22 protein-coding genes are annotated in these 24,012 nt (G+C 61.2%); 7 read left to right on the forward strand and 15 right to left on the reverse strand.

Features of this window, described 5'->3' with window-relative positions:
• Positions 1-58: 58 nt before the first annotated feature.
• Positions 59-1,216 (reverse strand): HBL/NHE enterotoxin family protein, encoded by a 1,158-nt coding sequence (locus H2509_RS19335; protein WP_182168105.1) that lies wholly within the window; start codon positions 1,214-1,216, stop codon positions 59-61.
• Between the two features lie 428 nt (positions 1,217-1,644).
• Here H2509_RS19335 and H2509_RS19340 point away from each other — a divergent pair, with 428 nt between their 5' ends.
• A complete protein-coding gene (locus H2509_RS19340; RefSeq protein WP_182168106.1) occupies positions 1,645-2,130 on the forward strand; it encodes a hypothetical protein in 486 nt (161 codons plus the stop codon).
• Positions 2,131-2,205: 75 nt separating this feature from the next.
• Here H2509_RS19340 and cckA read toward each other — a convergent pair whose 3' ends face one another.
• From cckA to flgB, 7 genes are all read right to left on the reverse strand, one after another.
• Positions 2,206-4,752 (reverse strand): cell cycle histidine kinase CckA, encoded by a 2,547-nt coding sequence (gene cckA / locus H2509_RS19345; protein ID WP_182168107.1) that lies wholly within the window; start codon positions 4,750-4,752, stop codon positions 2,206-2,208.
• 130 nt (positions 4,753-4,882) lie between these two features.
• A complete protein-coding gene (flhB, locus tag H2509_RS19350) occupies positions 4,883-5,959 on the reverse strand; it encodes a flagellar biosynthesis protein FlhB (protein WP_182168108.1) in 1,077 nt (358 codons plus the stop codon).
• A 9-nt stretch (positions 5,960-5,968) separates the two neighbouring features.
• Entirely contained in the window at positions 5,969-6,742 is a 774-nt protein-coding gene (gene fliR / locus H2509_RS19355; RefSeq protein ID WP_182168109.1) for a flagellar biosynthetic protein FliR, read from the reverse strand.
• A 13-nt stretch (positions 6,743-6,755) separates the two neighbouring features.
• Complete coding sequence (gene fliQ / locus H2509_RS19360; RefSeq protein WP_182168110.1) at positions 6,756-7,022, reverse strand: flagellar biosynthesis protein FliQ; 267 nt, start codon at positions 7,020-7,022, stop codon at positions 6,756-6,758.
• Between the two features lie 90 nt (positions 7,023-7,112).
• The gene (fliE, locus tag H2509_RS19365; RefSeq protein WP_182168111.1) at positions 7,113-7,421 is read right to left on the reverse strand and encodes a flagellar hook-basal body complex protein FliE; all 309 of its coding nucleotides are present in this window, start codon (positions 7,419-7,421) and stop codon (positions 7,113-7,115) included.
• Between the two features lie 57 nt (positions 7,422-7,478).
• On the reverse strand, positions 7,479-7,889 hold the full coding sequence (flgC, locus tag H2509_RS19370; RefSeq protein WP_182168112.1) for a flagellar basal body rod protein FlgC: 411 nt from the start codon (positions 7,887-7,889) through the stop codon (positions 7,479-7,481).
• A gap of 63 nt (positions 7,890-7,952) precedes the next feature.
• Entirely contained in the window at positions 7,953-8,363 is a 411-nt protein-coding gene (flgB, locus tag H2509_RS19375) for a flagellar basal body rod protein FlgB (protein WP_182168113.1), read from the reverse strand.
• A gap of 511 nt (positions 8,364-8,874) precedes the next feature.
• Between flgB and H2509_RS19380 the strand changes: the two genes are divergently transcribed.
• Entirely contained in the window at positions 8,875-10,254 is a 1,380-nt protein-coding gene (locus tag H2509_RS19380; protein WP_182168114.1) for a flagellar biosynthetic protein FliO, read from the forward strand.
• Positions 10,251-11,018, forward strand: a complete 768-nt coding sequence (fliP, locus tag H2509_RS19385; RefSeq protein WP_182168115.1) for a flagellar type III secretion system pore protein FliP — start codon at positions 10,251-10,253, stop codon at positions 11,016-11,018. Before H2509_RS19380 ends, fliP begins: the two co-directional genes overlap by 4 nt.
• A 146-nt stretch (positions 11,019-11,164) precedes the next feature.
• On the opposite strand, the gene H2509_RS19390 is transcribed toward fliP, so the two are convergent.
• The 5 genes from H2509_RS19390 to H2509_RS19410 form a co-directional block, all read right to left on the reverse strand.
• Positions 11,165-14,881: a hypothetical protein gene (locus tag H2509_RS19390; protein WP_182168116.1), complete on the reverse strand. Its 3,717-nt coding sequence runs from the start codon at positions 14,879-14,881 to the stop codon at positions 11,165-11,167.
• A 209-nt stretch (positions 14,882-15,090) separates the two neighbouring features.
• Positions 15,091-15,807, reverse strand: a complete 717-nt coding sequence (locus tag H2509_RS19395) for a MotE family protein (RefSeq protein ID WP_209002076.1) — start codon at positions 15,805-15,807, stop codon at positions 15,091-15,093.
• Positions 15,804-16,298 carry a DUF6468 domain-containing protein gene (locus H2509_RS19400; RefSeq protein WP_182168117.1) on the reverse strand — a complete coding sequence of 165 codons (495 nt, stop codon included), beginning with the start codon at positions 16,296-16,298 and terminating at the stop codon, positions 15,804-15,806. The genes H2509_RS19395 and H2509_RS19400 overlap by 4 nt, the downstream gene beginning before the upstream one ends.
• Positions 16,295-17,521, reverse strand: coding sequence for a flagellar motor switch protein FliM (gene fliM / locus H2509_RS19405; protein WP_182168118.1), 1,227 nt, complete (start codon positions 17,519-17,521; stop codon positions 16,295-16,297). Before fliM ends, H2509_RS19400 begins: the two co-directional genes overlap by 4 nt.
• 7 nt (positions 17,522-17,528) lie before the next feature.
• On the reverse strand, positions 17,529-18,032 hold the full coding sequence (locus H2509_RS19410; RefSeq protein ID WP_182168119.1) for a flagellar basal body-associated FliL family protein: 504 nt from the start codon (positions 18,030-18,032) through the stop codon (positions 17,529-17,531).
• 289 nt (positions 18,033-18,321) lie between these two features.
• Between H2509_RS19410 and flgF the strand changes: the two genes are divergently transcribed.
• The 4 genes from flgF to flgH are packed head-to-tail and all read left to right on the forward strand — an operon-like array spanning position 18,322 to position 21,595.
• A complete protein-coding gene (gene flgF, locus H2509_RS19415) occupies positions 18,322-19,059 on the forward strand; it encodes a flagellar basal-body rod protein FlgF (RefSeq protein WP_182168120.1) in 738 nt (245 codons plus the stop codon).
• 24 nt (positions 19,060-19,083) lie between these two features.
• Positions 19,084-19,866, forward strand: coding sequence for a flagellar basal-body rod protein FlgG (gene flgG, locus H2509_RS19420; RefSeq protein ID WP_182168121.1), 783 nt, complete (start codon positions 19,084-19,086; stop codon positions 19,864-19,866).
• Positions 19,867-19,877: 11 nt separating this feature from the next.
• Positions 19,878-20,843 carry a flagellar basal body P-ring formation chaperone FlgA gene (flgA, locus tag H2509_RS19425; protein ID WP_182168122.1) on the forward strand — a complete coding sequence of 322 codons (966 nt, stop codon included), beginning with the start codon at positions 19,878-19,880 and terminating at the stop codon, positions 20,841-20,843.
• Positions 20,843-21,595 carry a flagellar basal body L-ring protein FlgH gene (gene flgH / locus H2509_RS19430; protein ID WP_182168123.1) on the forward strand — a complete coding sequence of 251 codons (753 nt, stop codon included), beginning with the start codon at positions 20,843-20,845 and terminating at the stop codon, positions 21,593-21,595. The genes flgA and flgH overlap by 1 nt, the downstream gene beginning before the upstream one ends.
• Positions 21,596-21,863: 268 nt before the next feature.
• On the opposite strand, the gene H2509_RS21215 is transcribed toward flgH, so the two are convergent.
• Complete coding sequence (locus H2509_RS21215) at positions 21,864-23,063, reverse strand: HD-GYP domain-containing protein (RefSeq protein ID WP_182168124.1); 1,200 nt, start codon at positions 23,061-23,063, stop codon at positions 21,864-21,866.
• A gap of 408 nt (positions 23,064-23,471) precedes the next feature.
• Positions 23,472-23,888, reverse strand: a complete 417-nt coding sequence (dksA, locus tag H2509_RS19440; RefSeq protein WP_182168125.1) for an RNA polymerase-binding protein DksA — start codon at positions 23,886-23,888, stop codon at positions 23,472-23,474.
• Positions 23,889-24,012 lie beyond the last annotated feature (124 nt).

The following is a 24,012-nucleotide window of genomic DNA, read 5'->3' on the forward strand; positions in this document are numbered from 1 at the left end:
CCACGCCTCCCCGGTGATGGAAGCCGGCAGTTCCTTGGTGTGATGCGCGCGGATATTCTCAAAGCTGGTTCAGATACTGGATCAGCGGCACGCTGGTCCCGGCGTTGAGCGCCGCCTGCACATCCCTTTGTGTCATGCCATAGCTGACCGCCGCATTGGTGCCGGAAAGGTTGAGCGTCAGCGCCTGCGACAGGTCATAGGCCTCGTCCCAGTCGTCCAGAGCCTCGTTCAGGTCATTGGCGACAGCCTGCCAGTCGCTCGACGAATAGCCCTCTCCCGCGTTCTGGATCTCGGTCGCTGCCGCGCTCACCTCCTGCTCCACCTGCTGCCAGGCCGCCAGGATCGCCTGCAAACTGGTCTGGATCTCCTCCGTCTGGTTGGCGAAATCCTGATACTGGTTGGACAGCGCGCTGAGAGCGGCCATATCCGCCGTCAGCCCGGTGATCGCCTTCTGGTCCGCCTCGATCTTGCCCTTGGCGGCGACGATATTCTTGGCATCCAGCGCAATCAGCGCGGCCTCGATAAGGATCGCCGGCCCGAAGACCAGCCAGGCAACGGCACCGTAAGGCCAGGCGACGATGGTCGCCAAGGTAGCCAGCGTGGCTTCCACCACGACGGCGCCCGAGATAGCGCCGATCTCGATCCAGTATTGCTTGATCTGCTGGTTCAGGTTGTCGATGTCGGCGTTGAGCTGGTTGATCTGCGTCTGATCGGCATTCGAGGCGTCAATCGCGTCCTGGACGATCGTCGAGAACTGCGTCGCCATGTCCGGAACGGTGTTGTTGAAATTCTGGACGGAGGTGATCGCCGACTGCACGAAACCCAGGATCAGGTTGATCGTCCCCGTCAACGTGGCGAGGTTCTGGTTCAGTGCGCTGCGGGCGCTTGCGTTCGAAGGATCGCTGACCAGCGCATTTGCATTGGCGATAGCGGCATTGAGCGTGGCGACAATGGTCGCGTTGTAATCGTCGACCTCGCCCGGTGTCGCCAGCAGGCGCGCCAGCACGTCGTTGGCCCAGCTCAGCGCATCGGCGTTGGCCTGTACATAGGCGGTCTCGATTTCCGCCCAGTTGGCAGGGTAGCTGTTCAACGCGGGAAGCTTCGAGGCAAGTACTGCCGTACAGAAGCTGGAGACGAAAAGGACGTTTTGCTGATAGGTCTTGTTGGCGTCAAGCACGAGTGTCTTGCGCTTCTTCAATGCATGCGCAATATACATCAACACAACTCCCCAGTTGCAGCGTTCACTGAATGGGGTAACCGTAGCCCTATAGGCACAGCCTTTTACAGCAGTGATCATTTATATTATATAATATCAGCATGTATTCTTATATTTTATTTATCATTTTCCCAATTGTCTCACAACTTCAATGTTAAGTAAATATCAGTATATTATGCAATTACAGATACGCACTCTACGTCATCGCACGACCATCCTCACAAGACGCTTCGGCCAATAATGACGTCATTCCAACACAGTCGCGGCGTTCAAACTCCCCTAGCGGATGTTTTCGCGTGACAAAGGACTGACCGTTTTTTAACCATGGCGCCGGATTATCGTTTCATGCAGCGCCCGGCATGCCGCCCGGACGCCCTGGTACGAATTCCGCCTCGCAAGTCTGCTGAAGAACCCGAAGGTCATCGCCCATGCGCCGCCTCGCCGTCCTCGCCGCCCTCGCCCTGCCGCTGGCCGCCTGCCAGTCCTCGGGCAGGTCGGTCTCGCAATATCCGCAGCAGGCGGCTCTCACGGTGCCGGCGGGCGCCCAGTCGGTCAGGGTGGCGGCAAGCCCGGACGCCGTGCGCCAGACCCTTGTCAGCGGCGCTTCGGAGCGCGGGACCCCGATTATCCAGAATGACGCCAACATGGTGGTGCTGGAGCGGCTAGTGACCGGGGAAAATCCGGCGCTCGACAGCGAGTTCGGCCCCTCCGACAACGGTCAGCGCAAGTTCCGCATCCGGGTCAGATTCCAGGGCACTCCATGCGATACGCTGGTCGTGCAGGAGGTGTTCGTGGTGAACAATGCCGGCACCGCCCTGGAGCAGGTGTTCTCCGTCACCCAGCCGCAATACAACAACCCCGAGAGCCTGATCGGTTTGAAGAACAAGGCGGAAGTCCTGTCGGGTTGCGCCTGACGGACGCGCCTGACGCACGATAAACGGAATGCGTCAGGAAAAATCGGCCTTTCGCCGCTTTTCCCGTGCAACGCCTCAGGCGTTCAGCGCCTCCTTCACGGCGGTCGCAAGCTGCTTCAGCGTGAAGGGTTTGGGCAGGAACGAAAACTTCTCGTTTTCCGGCAGGTTCTTTTCGAACGCGTCTTCCGCGTATCCGGACACGAAAATAATCTTCAGGTCCGGGCGGGTCTTGCGAAGTTCGCGCAGCAGCGACGGCCCATCCATTTCCGGCATGACCACGTCGGATACGACAAGATCGATCTTGCCTTCCGTTTCCTCCATGACTTCAAGAGCTTCCGTACCGCTTGAAGCTTCGTGAACGGTATAGCCGCGCGACATCAGGGCCCGGGCGGCAAAAGCCCGCACCGCCTCTTCGTCCTCCACCAGCAGTATGGCGGCAGACCCCGTCAGATCGGTCAGCTGCTGCTGCTCGACGGCACGCTCGACCGGCCGGTCGCTCTCTTTCGGAACATGGCGCGGCAGGAAGATGCGGAACGTCGTGCCCTTATTGACCTCGCTCGTGCAGAAAATGAAACCGCCCGTCTGCTTGACGATGCCGTAAACCGTGGAGAGGCCGAGGCCCGTCCCCTTGCCCACTTCCTTCGTCGAGAAGAACGGCTCGAAGATTTTCTCCATGACTTCAGGCGTCATGCCGTGGCCGGTATCCGAAACCTCTATGAGAACATAGTCGGCGCCCGGCATGCCGCGCGTATTTTCATAGGTCTTGCATTCGGCCTCGGAGACATTGACGGTCTTGACAGTCACCCGCCCGCCTTGCGGCATGGCGTCCCTTGCATTGACTGCCAGATTGACGATCACCTGCTCGAGCTGGTTGAGATCGGCCATGATCGGCCACAGGTCGCGGCCATGCACCACCTTCAGCTCGACCTTTTCTCCCAACAAGCGGTCGAGCAGGATCGACAGGTCTGCCAGCACGTCGTTCAGCGCCAGTTCCTTGGGCCGCAGGGTCTGGCGGCGCGAGAAGGCGAGCAACTGGCGCACCAGACCGGCGGCCCGGTTGGCGTTCTGCTTGATGTTCATGATGTCCTGGAAGGACGGATCGGTCGGCCGGTGGCTGGCCAGCAGCAGGTCGGAAAAGCCGATGATGGCCGTCAGGACATTGTTGAAGTCGTGCGCCACGCCACCGGCAAGCTGGCCGATCGCCTGCATTTTCTGGCCCTGGGCGAATTGGGCTTCCAGCACGCGCTGCGCGGTGGTCTCCAGTGCATAGACGATGGCAACCTCGCCGTCGCCCTCCCCGTCACGCACGGCGGAGACGTAGAAGGTGGCGGAGCGGCCGTCTTCCCGGTCGTCAAGACGCACGTCGACCGGTGGAATCTCGCTCTGGCCATCGGCCGCCGCATCGAGCGCACGTTGCAGGTCCGCGCGAGATACTTCCGTCACCAGCGAGACGACCGGAACGTTGCTTTCCTTGTTGTTTGCGCCGCCGAACAGACGCAGGAACGGCGCGTTTGTCTTGCCGATCCGCCCCTCCCGATCGATGGAGGCAATGGCGATCGGCGTATTGTTGAAGAAGCGGGCGAAACGAACTTCCGACGCCCGCAATTCTTCCGAGACATCCTCGCCCGGGGAACGGTTGAGCACCAGGGTCCGGCTTTCCCCGGCCATTCCATCGGCTCCGAACGGAACGCGGTGCAGGATGCGCACCGGCAGACCGCGCCCGTTCCTGGTGACGAGATCGAGGTCGAAAGTCTCGCTCCTGACCTCTCCGGGCCTGCCTTGCAGCGAACGCAGAAGCTGGGCGCCGTCGCCGCGAATGAAATTGGCGATATCGATATCGCCGGCGTCGAATTGGGCAAGGTCGTATCCAAGCCAGTCGGCAAGTGTCGCGTTGAGATAGACGACCCTGCCGCGCGCATCGCAGGAGAAGAAGCCGGCGGGCGCATGGTCGAGGAAATTGATGACCCGCTGCAGTTCCTGAAACGACGTCTCCTGATCCACCCTGTCGCGGCTGATATCCGCGACCTGCCAGACCGTGACCTCCTTTTTCCCGGCTTCCTGGCCGACCGCCAGTGCAAGCGGGCGCACGGTAACTCGGTACCAGTGCGGCTCGCCGTCGTTTCGGCCAAGCGGCTGGGGCAGGCGTATTTCTTCCTGGGCGCTGCGGCCCTCGCGCGCAGCCGCGGACAGGCGGAAAAGCGCGTCCGCAGCGTTCGGGTCCGCGGAAAAAACCCGCTCGACGCTTCTCACGTCCGCCGCCCCTTCCGCGTTTGTCAGAGCGGCGTAGGCCTGATTGGCGTAGATGATGCGTCCGTCGACTTCCGTCGCCAATACGCCTTCGCCATGCGTATCAACAAAGGCCGCGGCAACCGGATTGACGGTGCTGCGGCTTGAAAAATGCAGCAGCCCTATGGCGCCGGCAAAGAGGGAAAACACGCCAATCACAGCGAGAACGCCAAGCAGCGCAAGCACATAGGGCTCCGCCTGATCCCGACTCATCAGCGCAAATGCAGCAGCAGCCGCCACCAGCCCCAGCGCCAGAAGCATCAATAGCCAGATATTTCCGGTGCGTTCCGACCGGTCGATCACAGGCTGCGGCGGCCGCGCATCACTGTCAGTCATCAAGCCCTCTCAAACAGCCGCAGCCTCTCCCCGCAGTCCCGGGATGACACGGCAATTTTTCTTTTAGCGCAGGATTCGCCCGGGATCGCCGCAAATTTCATGAGTCCGCACCGGAATCCGGGGGTTGCGTTCACGACTGCCAGGATTTTCGCCGGCGCATGCGGAAGACGAAGCCGATGACCTCGGCCACAGCCCGGTAATGCTCCTCGGGGATGGACTCGTCGATATCGATCGAGGCATGGAGCGCGCGGGCAAGCGGCGGATTCTCGATGACCGGGACGTTATTCGCCTTGGCGACCTCGCGAATTTTCAAGGCAACCTGGTCGACGCCCTTGGCCACGCAGACTGGCGCCTGCATGCCATCTTCGTATTTCAGGGCAACCGCGAAGTGGGTCGGGTTGGTCACGACGACGGTGGCATCGGGCACCGAGGCCATCATGCGCTTGCGCGACCGCTCCAGCCGGAGCTGGCGAATGCGTGCCTTGATCTGCGGGTCGCCTTCCGTCTGCTTGTATTCCTCCTTCACCTCCTGCTTGGTCATCTTGAGCTTCTCGAACCAGCGGTGGCGCTGGTAGAGATAGTCGAGGCCCGCTACCACGGTCATGAAGGATAGGATCGCGATGATGAGCTTCAGCACGAGATCCCGCGTTTCCGTCAACATCACCGATGTTTCGCGGAAGATCATCGTATCGACAGTGTCGCGCTGAGGCCAAAGAACCAGGGTCATCAGGCTGCCGACAATCACGATCTTGGCAAGCCCCTTGGCGAAATTGACCAGGCTTTCCTTGGAAAACAGGCGCTTGAACCCGGCGAGCGGCGAAACCTTGTTGAGCTTCGGCGTTATGCGCTCCGTCGACCATACGAAGCGGTGCTGCACCAGATTGCCGGCAACCGCCATCACCAGCAAGATGATCAGCGGAAGCGCGAGCGCCGCCCCGATCTTCATGCCGGTCTCGCGCCACAGGTCGCGCACGGCGAAGGCATCCATCGGGATCGCGTGAGCCCGCTCGACATAGCCGCGCAGCGCATCGCTTACGCCGATGGCGGTCGGGCTGGAGAGCATCCCGACGACAAGGCCGGTCCCCAGCAGCACGAACCAGGCGGAGACTTCCTGGCTCTTGGCGACATCGCCTTTCTTGAGGGCATCCTCCAGCCGTTTTTGGGAGGGGTCCTCTGTTTTCTCGGAGTCGTCCGATTCTTCGGCCATCAGCGCCCCCTACCCGACCACGAAGCGGCCGATCGCTTCCTGGAAATGGGTGAGATACCAGGTCATGACCGTCATCAGCAGCGCGAACAGGATAAGGATGCCAAGGGCGATGTTGAGCGGCAGGGATATGAAGAAGATCTGCATTTGCGGCATCAGCTTGTTGAGCAGACCGAGGCCGAAATAAAAGACGAGGCCCACGATGATGAACGGGGCACTCATCTGAACCGCGATTGCGAAGATGCCGGATACGAGCCTCGTCGCCATTTCGGCGAAATCGCCAACCGGCATCCAATCCGCCGGAGGAAACAGCGTGAAGCTGTCGTTGAGGGCCGCAATCACCAGAAAATGGGTATCCGTCGCAAAGACAAGGGTGATGCCCAGGACCCCGAGAAAGGAGCCGACGATGGCGCCTTGCTGTCCCTCGTTCGTCGGATCGCCGGCAAGCGCGAAGGAAAGGCCCGACTGGCTGGCGAAAATAACGCCGGCGATTGTCAGTGCATAGGTGATGAGCCTGGATCCCAGGCCTATGAAACCGCCGATCGCCATTTCGCTGGCAAAGAGCAGCCCAAGCTCAGGCAGCGGCGTGGCGGAATCGACCTGATAGAGCGGCGACGCGATCGGATAGAAGACGAATGTCAGCAGGATTGCCAGCGTCAGCCGCACACGGGTGGGAATTGCTGTTTCACCCAAGGCCGGAACCAGCATGAGCATGGTGCCCAGGCGGGCGAACAAAAACATGAACAGCGTTGCCACCAGCGGCAGATAGCTGAGTTCGAGGGTCATTCGCCGTCGCTCCTCAGCCGCTTGCGATGATGAGGTCGGCAATGCGGTTGGTGAAGGCCGCGAGGGTCTGCCCCATGAAAGGCAGGGCAACAAGGAGCGTCACGAAGATCGCGATGATCTTCGGCACGAATACAAGGGTCATCTCCTGGATCTGGGTGAGAGCCTGGAAAAGGGCAATGATGACGCCGACCAGCAGGCCGACCAGCATCACGGGCGCCGCAACGATAATCAGCGTCCACAGCCCCTCGCGCGCGAGATCGAGAACTTCAGCACCGTTCATCTAACGCCCTCCTGGCGCTCCGGCCACTAAACCCGCCGAAGACCGTTTGCGCGGGAAGCCAGAAAAGCGATCACCTGCCAGCCCTGTCCATCAGATCGGCATCCGCAATATTTCCTGGTAGGCGGAGATGACGCGATCGCGGACCGAAACCAGCGCCTCCATCGCCACTTCCGTTTCGGCAATGGCCGTAACCACGTCGACGACATCCGCCTGGCCCTGCACGAGACCGAGCGCCTTCTGATCGGCCTGCTCGCCCTTTTCGACAACGCCCTCCAGCGCCGATTTCACCATCGAGCCGAAGTCGACCGAGGTCGCGGCCTCATTCTGCGACGGCTTGGCCTGATTCGCGAGCGAGGCGATCGAATTATACGCATTGGCGACGGAAGATGGCGTGGGCATGGTTCAAGCTCCGGCATTCGGCGGTTCAGGACAGAGGGCGGTCATCGACCTCCCGGCTCAGGCCCTGAGGATTTCAAAGGTCCGCTGCAGCATCCTGCGCGTCGTCTGGATGACATTGAGATTCGCCTCGTAGGAGCGCTGGGCTTCCTGCATGTCGACGGTTTCGATCAGCGAATTGACGTTTGGTGTGAGAACGTAGCCGTTCTCGTCGGCGGCCGGATGACCGGGCTCGTAGCGCTGGCCGAAATCCGACTGGTCGGCCTCTATCGGACCGAGCCTCACCACCTCCGCCTTGAGGCTGCGATCGAGCTCCGACTGGAAGGTGGCAATCTTTCGCCGGTAGGGATCTTCTCCTGGCGCGCGCCCGGTAGAACTGGCGTTGGCGATATTTTCGGCGATCACGCGCATGCGGCCGTTCTGGGCCCGCAGGCCGGATGCGGCGATGAAAAGCGACTTCACGAAATCCATGGGAATTCTCCCTGCCCTGTCATGCCGTCACCGGCCGCTCAACGACGAAACCCGACCGAGGCACTAACCGCCCCGCGATGAAAGGGCTGATCGGATAAGTCCGAGGCTCTTTGAATAGAGAGTGGTCACCGCCTGGTAGTCCAACTGGTTCTCGGTGACCTTCATCATCTCTTCTTCAAGAACGACGGAATTGCCATCCGGCGTAATTTCGAAGGGCTCCACTTCTTGCTCCCGGGAACCGATGCCCGTGGCACGCAGGCTACCGGCGATATGGCCGCGGCTTGTCGTGGCGGTATCGAGCCCGGAAGAGGCGAGGCTCAGTTCCCTGGCAAAATCGAATGCCTTGAGATCGTGCCCGCGATACCCAGGCGTGTCGGCATTGGCGACATTCTGGGAAAGCACACCCTGCCTGGCCTGATGCCATTGCATCTTCGCCTTCAGGATCTGGAACACCGGCAGATCGGAAATGGCCATGCGACAGTCCGCCTTTTATCCACCCCCGCGACTTTCGCCATGCGCGAATCATCGGCGGGCTGCAAGCTGCCGAAACGACCTCCGGAGACCGCCACCTCACAACGAGAGGACAGATGGATTGGAACGAGACTCGGCAGCCTCACTAGGCAGATCCTGCCGAGCGACTGGTTAATGAAAGGTTAACACTTAACGAAAACGTAAGGATTTCCGCCGTAATTGCCTCAATTTGCAAGGCAACGCGCCGCCAAACCCGTGACTGCGGGCGCCAATCCCGGGCAGAATTTTCCCACCGAGGTTAACGCCCGAGAATGGCAAGAATCAATTTGGGTGCTTATAGATATTCAGGACAGGCTGTCGAAATGGCTCTCGCTGTCGGGGCAACCAATCGAGTGGAAGACGGAACGGTCTAGGACAACTTTGAGGTAATCGGTCTTCCAACCACGTATTGTTTCCACACAGCGTCAGTTTGATCTAGAAGCACAGCCAGATAGCCTTATCCAACGGATGCGGTATGGCCGAAAGGCGCGTCAGGCAGACAGCGATCAAAAAAGAATGGGGCCCAAGTGGTATGAGCGAGTGGCTGATTGAAACCTTCAAGATGGATCCAGGCCTTGCGCATGGTGTCCAGTTCTTTATCGCTATTCTGGTCGTCCTCGCGCTGATCGCTCTGTTCGTCTGGATATTGCGGCGGGTGACAGGTGCGCGCTTTACCGGCAACCGCAGCCGCCAGCCGCGCCTCTCCATCATGGACGCGACGCCCATCGATACACGGCGACGCCTGATCCTGATCCGCCGGGACAATGTGGAGCATCTGATCCTGATCGGAGGCCCGAGCGACGTTGTCGTCGAGCAGAACATCGTTCGGGGCGTCCCGGTCAGCGCGAGCTATCCAAGGCCGGGAACGATAGAGCAGGCGGCCGAGCCCGCCATGCCGACGCCACCGATGAGTGCGCCTGTCACGCCGGAGCAGCAGGGCCAACGCCCGACACCCCAGCGCCCGGCGCCGGCGCCCCGCCCCGCACAGAAGCCCGCTCCCGCCCGGCCACGCCCACCCGCGCCCGCGCCGAGTGCAGCCAGACCGGCCGCTCCTCCCCCGCCTGCCGCCCCCCAGCGGCCTGCGCAAGCACCACAATCCGGCGAAGAGCAGGCACAGCGTCGCGCCGGTGCCGCCGTCGCGGCGGCCGGTGCGGCGGTGGCGAGCCTGACGCGCGAACCAGCGATTAAGCCGGCAGCACCTGCAAGGCAGGAAACCGCACCGGTCGTGGCGGCGCCACGGCGTACCATCACGCCACCGTCTTCCGGGCCGGCCGCGACGGCTCGCACGCTGTATCCGCAATTGAAGGACGAGCCACGTTCTCAACCCGAGGTCCGAGGGCCGTCGATTGGGGACGAAAAGGCTGCACCGGTCGTCAAGCCGGTTGAAACCGCCACGCCTTTGTCGCCGGCACCGGCTGTCGACATGTCCGGCTTGAAGCCTGAGACCGCGCCGGTCGCTTCGGCTCCTGCCGTTGCGTCCCCGGCAAGCGGGACATCAAAGGCACCGGAACCTGAAAGTTCCGAGGCGCCAGCTCCGGTACCCGCGGCCCAGGAGCCTGCACTTTCGACAGAGGGCGACGCCAGCGCCTCCCCCGAGGTGAAGGCACCGCCGGTAACCACAGCGCCCGAGCCGAAAACGGCCGCGCCGTCCGTCACCGAAAATGCAGGGGAACCTGCGCCACCGGCCGAGGTCAAGCCGCCACAGACCGAAGCTGCATCGCCAGCGGCACCTGAGGTGAAGCCGGAGGCCCCTGCTGAAAAAACGCCAGGCAAGGAAGGACCGGTCACCATCGATGCCATTGAAGAGGAGATGGCGAAGCTGCTGAGCGAAATCAGCGGAAACCGGTCTAAATGACGAACGCCATACGTCGGCTGACCGTGAGGCATTCGGCAAAAGCAGCCCTTTTCGGCCTCGCTTTTCTGGTTGCCGCGACGGGCATCGCTGCGGCTCAGGAGGTGACGATCGGCTTTGGCGAGGGAACGTCTCTCAGCGAGCGGGCCGTCCAACTCGTCGCTCTCCTGACTGTCCTGAGCCTTGCGCCCTCGATCCTCGTTATGGTCACGAGCTTCACGCGCATCGTTGTCGTGCTGTCGCTGCTGCGCTCCGCAATCGGGCTTCAGACGGCCCCGCCAAATGCCGTCATGACGAGCCTTGCGCTTTTTCTGACGGCGTTCATCATGGCACCCACTTTCCAGACTTCGTACCAGGAGGCAGTGCAACCGCTTATCGACGGCACGATCGAATTCGAGCAGGCATTTGAACGCGGCGCTGTCCCCTTCCACACCTTCATGCGCGCCAATGTGCGGGAGAAGGATGTTGCGCTCTTTCTGGAACTCTCCCGTCAAGAGGCGCCGCAAACGCCGGAAGACCTCAGCCTCCGAATCCTGGTGCCGGCCTTCATGATCAGTGAATTGCGGCGTGCGTTCGAAATCGGCTTTCTGCTCTATCTGCCCTTCCTGATCATCGACCTCGTCATCGCATCGGTATTGATGTCCATGGGCATGATGATGCTGCCGCCTGTGGTGATCTCATTGCCATTCAAGCTGATTTTCTTCGTGCTGGTCGACGGCTGGAGTCTTGTGGCCGGAAGCCTTGTCAGGAGTTTCGCCGGAAGTTAGGCGCGATAGCATATCCTGCCAAATCCGATTCGAATCCGGCGATCGGGATTTCATCTAAGGCATTGATCCTGTAGAGATTTCCTATCACGGATACGAGCCGGTTTTCGTAGCAAGCGCTTCGGGCGCAACGCCATCGAAAAAAGAGCTCACCCCTTCGGCGCAAGCGGAACGGCAACGCTTGCGGCTGAAGGCAGGCTCTCTTCCGCATCCGCCCCCTGCTCGGTTCCGGAAGCCAAAGGCGACTGATTGGTCGGCCGCAGGTAATTGCGCTGGTATTCGGCCAGGAAGATGTCGAGGGAGTCGACACGGCCCAGGCTGTTCAGCACCGATGTGAACTCAACGCCGCGCTCGTCGATCGACCGCGATACGACTTCGAAGGCTTTCGAATCCGGGCTGTCGGCCATCTTGGGCGTGAATTTCGTGCGAAGCCGATCGAGACTGAACTGATCGCCTGCAAGCGAATATCCGATTGCAGCCTTCAGGATATCGGCCCGTTCCCTATCGCTCAGCGGTACGCCGTCCCCCCAGCGCCCTCCCGCCATCTGCTCAAGCTGCTCGCCGGCTGCCTGCCAGTTGCCCGCAGCCCACAGCGTGTCGGCGCGCAGCCGCTCGACATCCTCGCCATTCATGTTACGCACGAGTTCCAGGGCAAGGTCCGGGCGACCGCTTTCGGTGAGCGCGCGTGCCTCGACGATGTTGCGCTGGCGGCTGAGGCTGCGCGGCAATTGCGCCTGCCGGGTCCGGTTCAGCACCCTGAGCGCTTCGTCAGGCTTGCGGTCCATCAGATAAACCACTCCGAGATCGGCCGCGATTTGCGCGCGCGCCGCACCTTTCAGCCGATTATCCACCTGATGCTTCAGCAGTTCCGCTGCCTGATCGAGCAGATCCACAGCGACCAGCCGGTTCGCCAGACTGCGGACCATCTCATCGCCCTGGCGTCCCACCGGGGTCAACTCGCGGAAGTCGTAGAACAAGGCAAGTGCCTGAACGGGTTTGAGATCATCCGCCTTGCCACCGAGAAAAAGCGAGGCGAAAACCGCATTCATCTCTTCCTGGAGAAGGCGTGTCGTCTCGGAATCCGGATTGGCGACAACGGCGGCTTTCATCGCCTCGAACGCCCTGCGGTATTCGCCTTTTTGGACGTAGAGTTGCGAGAGGAACCGCAACGTCCTGAGTTCCGTTTCGTCGCCACGCCAACTGGCGGCGAGACCGCTGAGTTCGTTAATCGCCTTGTCGACTTCAATGTCGCCGTCGCGATAGCGGACGCGCAAGGCGCGATAGGCGGCCTCAGCCGCGCGCGGCCCGTCCTGAGAACGCCGCACCAGTTCGAAAGACGTCAGCGCCTCGCGCGACCGCCCCGAAGCATCAGCGATACGCCCTCTTAAAAGGTCGTATCGTGCCGCTTGATCCGCCGTCAGCACGCTGGGGTCCACTTCGGCCAGGATACGAGCCGCCTGCCCGAAGTCATTCACCTCAACCATGACCTGAGCGCCGGACAGATTGAAATCGTTTTGGACGCTCAAAGGATAGTTGCCGATAACAGCGCGCCCGCGCGGAATCGTTTCCCTGGCCGAAGGCCAATCGCGCAGGTCTGCCGCGGCAATCGTCTGCCAGACTGCGGCATCGGGGCTATTTCGCAGCTCATGACGGTTGAGATGCTTGAGTGCGATCTTGGGCCGGCTCGCCAGAACCTGCGCCGCTCCCGTCATCAGATTGAAGCTCGTATCGCGTTCGATCGCCGGATCGTCCTCGGCCGCCAACTGCATCAAACCCAGGGCTTCCTGCGCAAGACCGTGCGCCAGGTAGAAACGCGCGAGGTCCATCCGCGGAATTCGTCGCTGGCCTTCCGGCGTTGCCGCGATCTTTAGTTGGAAGTCCTTGGCCTTGTTCAGGAAATCGGGCGTATTGCTGGTCATCAGCGAACCGAGGTCGACCTGACCTGGCTGGGCCGGGTCAACGATCGTATCGAGAATGCGCGATCCGTGTTTCAGGGTATCATTTGACAGAAACAGGCCGCGCGGCCCCTGCAAAAGCACCGCATCGCCCTGAAGCTCGACTTGCAGGTCGTCGATCCGGCTCAATACAGCCAGCCCATGCGCCGACATCAACGCCTCCAGTTCGGCAAAGGACTGAGGCTTGAGCAAGCCGCGCGCCGGACCGAAAGCCGTGACGACCGTTATCGCGTCGCCTACGAACGGGTCCTTCAGCTGCCTCATATACTGGGGCTCTTGCAGCGGAACGTGAAGGATGGTTCCGCCATCGCTGCGAACGTTCCGTTCAAGCAGGAGCGGTCGCGATGGCTCGAGGATGCTCTCTCCGATCGTCATCACCCAGCTGTTGCCGTCGTTACCAACCGTTGCCAGGGCATTGTCCGTCAGATCGACGCGGATCGACTGCCAGTCGTCATGGGCGACGACTTCCACGTCCTCCGCATCCTTGGCGAGCACGGAACGCATGCCCCGGATATCAATCGGATCGGCGGTATCGAATATTAGCCAGATACTGTGGTTACGCCGAAAGACTGCGGACGATACCGGCTCGGGAAACGGGAAGACGACACGGACTGTGTTCCCGATCCGCCGCGCTTCGGCAGCAACAAACCTGCGCGCCACGTCATCAAACCCCGCAGGCGTGCTCTCGGGACTGCTCGGTGGAGTTCGTCCGACAAGCGGCGTCAGGGCTTTCGGCTCGACTGCGCCGAGGTCAATGGCCGGCGGCAGATCGTGACCCTCGGCGGCTGGCTGACCTGCCGATGGAGATCGACTGGCGTTATCGGCCGGAGCGCGCGCCTTGTCTTCTGCGGCCGAGGCCTTGATGATTGGGGTGACGACCTTGTCCTGTGCCACAGGAGCCGGATGGCCGTCGGACGCTGGAGACTTGGGTTCCGACGCGGCGACAGGCGGTGTCCCCGGCGCGGAAATGATCTCGCGTGCGCCTTCCGGCAAATCCGGTGTGAGTATTTGCTGCACCGTTTCGTTAATCGGATCGAGCGCCTGCCCCTCCGGCGTCACGTCTACAACGTACGTGCTCTCTTCCCGGAAAGCGCGAATATCAACGCCCTTCGCGAGCCTCAGCAAAAACTTCAGCTTGCCCTCGTCGACAAACGAGGTGGCGTCGGCGATGCCCGGCGGCAGGTGGGCGCGAAGCTGGGACAGATCCAGATCGGCATCATAGTTGAATGTCAGCTTGACGATATCGCCCTCGCGTACGAAGGCCGTATCGAAGGGCAGGTTCCAGAGGAAAGCCAGCCGCGTGAAGGTGGGATGAAGGCCGATCCGCAGGCTGACTTCCGGCTCAACCTGTCCCCGCAGCCGCGCCAGCTCGAGAGCGCGGGCTTTCTTCAACGCCTCTTCTGCCCGCAGCGCCAATTCCTTGACGACGGAATCCGGCAGCGGAGGAGTTGGGCCGCTCCAACTGGCTGGCAACAGGTCGATGAAGAGCTTTTCTCCAGCCTCCATCGTGTTGATGCGATATTCCTGCGTCAGCGCCAGGCGAATTGCCGAGCCGTCGGGATCCTGCCGCGCGATCGACACGTAGGTCGGCAATTTCAGCGGAACATTGTCCACCTTGACGCTGATGGGATCCTGAAAGGAGATCTTCAGCACGTTATTGGTAATGAGTGCATCGTAGTGCGGCAGCAAGCTACGGCCGGGAAACGTGATTACGAGGCGTGCATAGCCGTTTTCCGGCGTCGCGACCAATTCGGCCTTGAGCGTCTCCGCGCGTGCCACGTCGCCGCGAAGCGGATATGCGACCAGGGTGAGGGCCGCAGACAGCAGGACGATCAGCGAATGGAATGCCGATCTCCGCGCGCGAAAACCGAGAATTCGCTGTACCAGTCCGCAATGGCTCCGATGGCTCACCTTTGGCCCTTTCACCCGCAATCATCGCACCACGGCAGGTCGAACCATCTTTGCGGAACCAACGGGCCCGGCGAGCCTTCGGCTCCATGCATGGCGACCAACAAATCCAGTAGCGCGACCTTGCCGACGCTGCGCAAAGCGCCAGCCCGACCTCCAAGCCCGACACTATAAGCGCGCCCTTAACGTCGCCTTACGACAAGGTGATAAAATCAATTCCCCTGGATTTTCGGCAATTCGTCGGAAAGCGGCGCATCCACCTGGCGCTGGGTGCCGTTGGCCAGCGCCACCGTCAGGCGCTCCGCAGCTTCCGGCGCCATTCTCGCGAGCACATCCGCCATCTTGCGAGGTTTCATCTGCCCCGCTACCCGCATGAGAATATCGAGGTCGAGGCGGTCGAAAATGCGGGCTGCGTCCTTCGCCTTCATGGACTCGTACATGATGACAAGGCTCTGCAGCTCCTCCTTAGCCTTTTTCTGTTTCGCTGTTTCTGCCGCCTTCAACCGGGCCTCCGCCTCGGCGAGCTTCTTCAGCCGCTCCTGCACACGTTCTTCAGTCGCCTTCAGGAGTTGCTCGCGCAGGTCGAACTTCTTTTCGCGGTCATCGAGCTCGCGGCGTCGATCTCCAAGACTTTCAAGAACCTTTCGTTCCGCCGAGGAGCCACCGATTTCAAGCGTGGAAGGAGGGCCGTCTGCGTCTGCATCGAAGGAAGGCGGCAAAGCCCCTCCCGAAGAGTCGCCAGCTTTCTCCGGTTCGGTTCGCTTCGCTTTTGCCGCTGCCTGCGCCGGGCCTCCCGCATCCGCCTGCTGCGCTACGGCCTGCTGAACCGGCAAGGCCACATAGCCGCCATCGACCACGAGGCCGATAAGCTTGAGCGCACATAATGCGCCAACCGCAATCAGGACCGCAGGAAGCAGACGCAAGTTCACGCCGCTCTTTCCTCACCACGCTTGCGGAAACGTTCCAGGCGCGCAGCAGCTTCAGCCGCCGCCGTGCGAAGATCGCGCGCGGATACGCTTTGCGCCACCGCAGGCTTCTGCTCAGCCGCAGTTTCGGGAGCTACGGCAGTCGCGCGCTGCGCCGAGGCCGTTTTCGCGGCTTCCGCAATCTGGCTGATACGATCGAGGACGACGCCGCCAACCGTAATCTGTTCAGAAAGGCTCCTGGACAGCCGCTCGGCTTCCAGAAGCCGCTGGCCGAGCGTCTTGTCCGCCTCGCCCGCGGTGGCCTTCAGGCCGAGGATCGCGCGCTCGGCGATTTCGGATGCGGTGATCAGCTCGGAAATCGTTGCGCGGAGGGATTCCTCGTCCGCCCTGAGGCGCTTGAGCCGGTGATTCAGCACCCAGCAATAGCAGATCGTTACCAGAAGCAGCGCTGCAACCAGACTTTCGATGATCATTCCGACCGGCAGGTTGCTCATGAAGCCTCCATTCCTTTCTGCATCGCCCGCTCGAACGCGGCGAGGGTCATCTTGGGCTTGCGCAATTCACGATTGATACGGATTGCAATCGAGTCGTCCATCTTGCCGAGTGTGCCGTCCGTCAGGTGGATGCCGCCGCATTTTATGGAGACGCTGTCCTGCGGGCCGACGTCGAAGACGAGCGTCTCGCCGACGCTCAGGCTCAGAACGCGGCTGAGCGGAAGCTGGGTCTCGTAAAGCACCGCATCGACTTCCACTTCGGCGGCATAGATCTCGGTCGCCAGATGGCCTTCCCAGATCGGGTCGCGGCCGAACTTCTCGCCCATGAACATCTGGAGCAGCAGATCGCGGATCGGCTCCAGTGTCGCATAGGGCATCATGATTTCGATCTTGCCGCCGCGGTCTTCCATGTCGATGCGAAGCTCGACCATGATCGCGGCATTGGCAGGCCGGGAAATTGCGGCAAACCGTGGATTGGTTTCCAGGCGTTCCAGATTGAACTTCACCGGCGAGAGCGGCGAGAAGGCCTGCTCCATATCCACCATGATGAGTTCGAGCATCCGGCGAACGAGATTTGTCTCGATGGTCGTGTAGGGCCGCCCTTCGACGCGCACGGCGGAGGTGCCTCGCCCGCCGCCAAGCAGCACATCGATGATAGAGTAGATCAGGCTCGATTCCACCGTAACGAGGCCAAATCCATCCCAGTCCTCGGCCTTGAATACCCCGAGGATCGCGGGAAGCGGGATCGAGTTCAGGTAGTCGCCGAACCGCACCGAAGAGATGGAATCAAGCGACACCTCGACGTTGTCGGAGGTGAAATTGCGCAAGGAAGTCGTCGTCAGCCGCACGAGGCGGTCGAAGACGATTTCGAGCATCGGCAGACGCTCGTAGGAAACCATGCCCGAATTGATCAGGGCGCGGATGCCGCTCTGATCCCGGGTAATGGAGTCCTCGATGTTGAAACCAAGGAGGTTGTCGATCTCTTCCTGGTTCAGGACGCGGTCCGCGCCACGCGAGGCGGTTTCCAGCTCCGGCTCGCTGTCGTCGATCATGGCCGCCCACTGGGACGCCATGTCGTCGGCGCTGCCGGCACCTTGCTCCTCAAGAGCGGCGCCCCAGGCGGCAGCCAGATCCTCGTCGTCGTCTCCGCCGCCGCGTTGCTCGGCCAGAGCAGCGCCCCAGGCTTCGTCCAGGTTATCGAGATCGTCGTCTTCGTCGGCCATAGACCACCTACTGGACCAGAATTTCCTTGAAGAGGACCGCCTCGACACGAGCCGGATAAACGGCCGTGTTGATCCGCCGCAGCAATTCTTCCTTGAGTCGGAAAAGACCGGAAGAGCCTTCCAGGTCCGTCGGGCGCAATTCCCGCAGATAGACCTGGAACGCATCGAGAATGCGAGGCAGATAAGGTTCGATCCGATCGATGGACGTCCTGTCGGCAACCTCCAGCGCAATACGCACCTTCAGGAAGGTCGCGCGTCCTTCGGTCGCCAGATTCACGGTCATCTCGGGAAGATCGTAGAAGACCACCGGTTTCTGCTCGACGACCCCTTCCGACGTCGGCGACGAAAATCCGCCCTCTAGAATTCCCGAGAAATAGACGCCCGCGCCAACGGCAAGCAGCGCAGCGGCGACGCCCGCGCCGATGATGACCAGGCGCTTGCGGCTTCCCCCCCGCCCGGCACCGGCGCTTTCGCCGCCTTCGCCTTCAACGGCATCTGCTTCGGCAGTCATGTCTCAAATCCAGTCCTGCGTTAGCGGCGGCATACGCGCGCGTATAAACTTCTAAAGTCATCTTGGTTAACGAGTGGTTACCAATTCCTTAACGACCCTTGCAGAACGGCAAATTTTGCCGGGTGGTAACTTTTTCTCCCCCTTCCCTACCCGATTTACCCCCTTGGTCGCCCGCCAAACCTATATTTTTCAACAACTTAAAAACTGGCACGGCACATGCTTCATGGTTAACGAGCGCCTGGACTGGGGAGAAAGGGCGTTCGCCGGGGAGCATAAGGAACGGTATTCGATGGAGAATGCACTTCTCATAGGGCTGTCGCGCCAGGCGGCCTTGCGCAACCAACTCGACGTGGTTGCCAACAATCTCGCCAATCTCAACACGTCAGGCTTCAAGGGACAAAGCCTGCTGTTCGAGGAATACCTGATGCCGGTGGCGGAAGCCTCCGCATTCGAGGAAGGCGACCAGACCTATTCCTACGTTCTCGACTACCGAACGATCTTCGACAACAGCCAGGGCGCGCTCGTCGAAACGGGAAACCCGCTCGACATCGCCGTCAACGGCGACGGCTATCTCGTCGTCCAGACCGCGAATGGCGAAGCCTATACGCGCAACGGCGCCTTGCATCTCGACCAGACCGGCTTTCTGGTAACCGCCGACGGCCGACAGGTGCTCAGCGAAGGCGGCCCTCTTCAATTTACCGCGGATGACGGCGCCGTCACCATCGCCGCCGACGGCACCATCTCGACCGAGCTTGGCGAGAAGGGAAAGCTGCGCCTCGTTCGTTTCGAGGACGAGCGCACGCTGACGCGGCTCGGCGACAACGTCTTTCAGGGCAACGATCCCCTGCCCGTCGAAAATCCAAGGATCACCCAGGGAGCGGTCGAGCGCTCGAACGTGGAAGGCGTGGTGGAAATCACCCGCATGATCGAAATCACACGCAGCTACCAGGCTGTTTCCAAGATGCTTTCGGATGCCGACGATCTGCTGCGCAAGGCGATCGACGACCTTGGCACCATTCGCGTCTGATCCGGGCGACAGGAGCAACTGATCATGAGAGCATTGCACATCGCCGCGACCGGCATGCGGGCCCAGGAACTGAACGTCGAGGTCATTTCCAACAACGTGGCCAACCTGCGTACCACCGGTTACAAGCGCCAGCGCGCGGACTTCCAGGATCTTCTTTACGAGAACCTGCGCCGCGTCGGGACCGCGACCTCCGATACCGGCACGATCGTCCCGACCGGGGTGCAGATCGGCTCGGGCGTCAAGGTGGCCGCAACCGCCCGCATCCTGACGCAAGGAACGATCGCCCCGACCGGCAAGGAAACCGACGTCGCCATCCGTGGCGAAGGCTTCTTCCAGATCCGCCTGCCGGACGGCAACACGGCCTATACCCGCGACGGCTCCTTCGAGCGCGACGCCAACGGCCAGTTGACCACCGTCGACGGCTACGAGGTGCTGCCGGGCATCGTCATCCCCGAAGACGGTCGCGACCTCACCATCAATGCGCAAGGCGTGGTGCAGGTGGTCAACGGCAACGGGCAGATCCAGGACCTTGGCCAGATCCAGCTCGCCCGCTTCGTCAACAAGTCGGGCCTGGAAGCGGTTGGCGACAACCTGTTCCTCGAAACGACTTCAAGCGGCGCGGCCATTGTCGGCAATCCTTCGGAACCGGGCTTCGGTGACCTCCAGCAAAAGCATCTGGAAGCCTCGAATGTCGAAGCGGTGACGGAAATCTCCGATCTGATCGCCGCACAGCGCGCCTACGAGATGAATTCGCGCATCATTCAGGCCGCCGACGAAATGTCCTCCACCGTGTCGAACCTGCGCTAGGAGCGCTTGCCATGAAGCTCGGCCTCGCCACCTTCGCCATTGCCACGGCTCTCGGCCTCGCGGCAGCCGCTGCAGACCAACCGCTGCGCTCGGAAGTCGTGGTGGAACGCGATATCGTCACCCTTGGCGATTTCTACCCGGATGCCGGCAAACTGGCCGCGATCCCCCTCTTCCGCGCTCCCGACCTCGGAACCTCCGGCCGGGTGCCGGCGTCCGCCGTGGCCGACCGCGCGCGCCGCGCCGGGTACGAGGCGGCCGGCACCGACGGCCTGCGCAGCGTCCAGGTCACGCGCCGGGCGGTCGTCGTCGATCAGGCACGGCTGGAAACGTTTCTGCGCGAAGAGCTCATCCTCGCCAATCCCCGCCTGAAACCGGAAAACATCGAACTCAGCCTCTATGGCTTCGGCCGCATCATCAATGCCGACCCTGCAGCACGCCAGCCGATCAGCGTGGAGCGTCTGGACTGGCAGGCGGAAACGGGTCGCCTCGAGGCTACGGTGCGTATCGCCACCAATGAGCCGATCAACACCTTCGAATTGCGTGGTCAGGCCGTCGAGCAGATCGAAATCTACACGGCATCCGTATCGCTGGAGCGCGGCGCGGTCGTCGAAGAGGAAGACCTTTCGGCGATGAAGCTGCCGCGCCATCGGGTGACCGACCGCATGGTGACGGATCCCGCAGCCATCATTGGCCTTGCCGCGCGTCGCGGCCTGCGCCCCGGCGCTCCCCTGCAGCTGGCGGATTTCGAACCGCCGATCCTCGTCGAGCGCGGAGAGAAGGTCACGATCGTCCTTCAGACCTCGGGCATGAAGCTCACAGCAGTCGCACAGGCGCTCGCAAACGGCGCCAAGGGTCAAACCATCGACGTACTCAATCCGCAATCGCGCCGAACCATCTCGGCAACCGTCACAGGACGTGGCCAGGTTACGGTGAATGCCGGCCTGCAGCGCACAGCCAGCCTCAAGGAAACCAACTGATGCACCGCGCCGCTACGCTCTCGAAGCTACCACTCGCCCTCATCCTTGCCCTGACGGCTGCAGGATGCGGCGCCGCCGACCGGCTTGCCGAAGTTGGACGTCAGCCCGCCCTGACCGCCATCCAGGATCCGACCACGACGCCCGGGTACCGCCCGGTGCGCATGCCGCTGCCGACACCGACACCGGTACATTACAATTCCAACTCCCTTTGGCGGTCCGGCGCCCGCGCCTTCTTTGAAGATCAGCGTGCGAGCCAGGTCGGTGACATCCTGACCGTGCTGGTCACGATTTCCGACCGTGCGGAATTCGAAAACGAAACCGAGCGCCGCCGTGAGGGCAGCGAAACGTCGGGCGCCGGCGGCGCGCTCGGTACCGCCATCGACACGATCTTCCTGCCGGCGGGAACAAGCGCGTCCGACATCGCCTCGACCAACGGCACGTCCGATTTCCGCGGCGAAGGCTCCGTCGACCGGCGCGAGCGACTGCAGACCAAGGTTGCTGCGGTCGTCACCCAGGTACTGCCGAACAACAATCTGGTGATCGAGGGCCGCCAGGAGGTCAGGGTCAATTTCGAGGTTCGCGAACTGGTCGTCGCCGGCATAGTCCGGCCCGAGGACATCGCTTCCAACAACACGATCGAAAGCGAGAAGATCGCCGAAGCCCGGATCGGATATGGCGGCCGCGGTCAGATCACCGATGTCCAGCAACCCCGTTACGGCAATCAGGTGCTCGATATCGTCCTGCCGTTCTGACGAAAACGCTCCCGCAGGTCCTCGGGCGGATGGCGTTCCGCAAAGACCTGCTCATCTAAGCCGAACTGAAACCTGATCGCCGGAGCGCTCCCCAATTGCTTGGGCGATCCAGACCAGACAAAGGAGGTATTTGGATATTTCTCCCCGCCGTCCTCATGCTCCCCGGCACGGACGGCCTTGATCGGACACGGCGATTTGCTCCCCGGCACGCCGTGTCCGCTTCAGTCTTCCCCTTGCGAAGGAACCCGGAAAAGCCCAGAAAAATGAACTAGTAGCTGCGCACGCTTGCTCTGACCGGCGTCCCTTGTGCCGCGGTACGAACCTCGATCGGATGGAGCCCCTTGGCCAGGATCGCCTCCTTCGGCTTCCTGCGCGCGAAGTCCGGCTCCCTCGAACGCGCGAAAGCCGTATCCAGCGCGGCGGTGCGGAACACCGCGAGAAGCGACTGGTCCAGCTTGTCGTCCATCTCCGACATCAGCGCAATGGCCGCGCGTGGGTCGAGCGCCTCCTTGTAGGAGCGCTTTTCAATGAGGGCGCAGAAGATATCGGCAATCGTCACCATCCGCGTCAAAGGAGAGATCGCGCTGCCGCTCAGTTTTTTCGGATAGCCCGAGCCATCGAGATATTCGTGATGGGAGCGTACCGCTTCAATCACGAGCGGATCGATGCCGCCCTGTCGTTCCAGAATGCGCGCGCCCAAGGTAGGATGTTCCGCAATCACGGCGACTTCGCCCTTGTCGAGCCGTCCCATCTTGTCGAGCAGGCTCGCCGGCACCAGCATCTTGCCTATATCGTGCAAAAGGCCCGCCATCGCGAGCAAGCGAATATCCTCCGCCACAAGGCCGAGCGCTTCGCCAAATGCCACAGCATAACCGGCCACCGCAATGCTGTGGCGGCAAGTCTGGTTATGGTGCACGTTGACGGCCTTCATCCACTCGCCGACACCTTCCCTGGCGATGACGTTGGACAGCATGTCGATGCAAGGGATCATCAGCCCGAGTTGGAGCGGCTTCACCCTGCGTAGCGACCCGGCAACGCCTTCCAGCATTCTACTGACCGACAGGAATGCGTCGCGCAGGTCAGGCGAAAAACCGTCGAGCAAGCGCCGGTAATCCTCGATGGAAATTTCGCTCAACGCGGCATAGATCGCATCAAGCCCGTCTTCGGGAAAGATCGTGCGGCGAACTCCAAGCGATTCCGCCTGAACGATCCGGCCCCGATCGGCCTTGCTCGCAATCGCGAACAGGCACTTGCAACGCCGCACCTCCGCGGTGGTTACGAGACGGATCTGCTGGATCTCGTTCTGGCCCAACTCGCTGAACGTGAAGATTATCGCGGGAGCCCGTTCGATAGCCGCATTCGTTATCTCGGACATCGGCAGGACTATGACCGAATAGGCCCGATCGACGATTCGTTGAATCGCCTGTGCTCCGGACGGCTTGTCCGTAACGATCAGGATTTCAGCCACTGCAATTCCTCCGAATGTCGACTGGAGACTTTCCAGTCGATCAGAGCTCTTGTCGAAGTAGAAATTTTAGCCGATGTATCTTTACGAAAATTTACGAAAAACACAGAAATCGCGCGGGAATGCAATGGAAATTCAAAAGTCTCCCTGAAATTTCAGATGGAAAATTCATGCAGTACAACTCGCGTTTCTTAAGTTGCCTGACCTGAAAAAATTCTCACATAATCGCTACTTAGCAAAATCGAGAAAGGACAGCGAAGCGTTGTATCGCGGGCTGTCAGGCGGCATTCCTCAGCACATCGGCCAAACGAGGCCGTCCTTTCGGCGCAATTTTATTCGGGCAAGGGGCAAAAAAATACGGCACGGAATAACCGTGCCGTCTGGAGATGCCGAATTGAGCCAGCGTAAGCATCAATCGTCGCGATAGACTTTCTCGCGTCGCTCGTGAGCCTCCTGCGCCTCAAGCGACAAGGTCGCGATCGGCCGAGCATCGAGGCGCTTGACCGAGATCGGCTCACCCGTCTCCTCGCAATAACCGTAGGAGCCGTCCTCGATCCGCTCCAAAGCCGCATCGATCTTGGCGATAAGCTTGCGCTGGCGATCCCGGGCCCTTAATTCAATCGAGCGGTCGGTCTCCGAAGACGCCCGATCTGCAAAATCCGGGTGATTCTGGTTTTCTTCCTGAAGGTTCAGCAACGTTTCACGACTTTCCTTCAGAATATCCTCTTTCCAGGAAAGCAGCTTTCTACGGAAATATTCGCGCTGCCGATCATTCATAAACGGTTCGTCCTCGGTGGGACGATAGTCGGCTTCAAGATCAACCGTCATTTCCAACTCCGGCTACCACTCTGGCGCGGCGGAATATAGCGTCAGCCTTCGCCAACTACAATCTTGGTACGGTGAAATTTACGTAACAAAAAAGCGCGCAACGTCAAAGCGTTAGTGTTCACGG

This window comes from Stappia albiluteola (assembly GCF_014050225.1).
GTDB lineage: Bacteria > Pseudomonadota > Alphaproteobacteria > Rhizobiales > Stappiaceae > Hongsoonwoonella > Hongsoonwoonella albiluteola.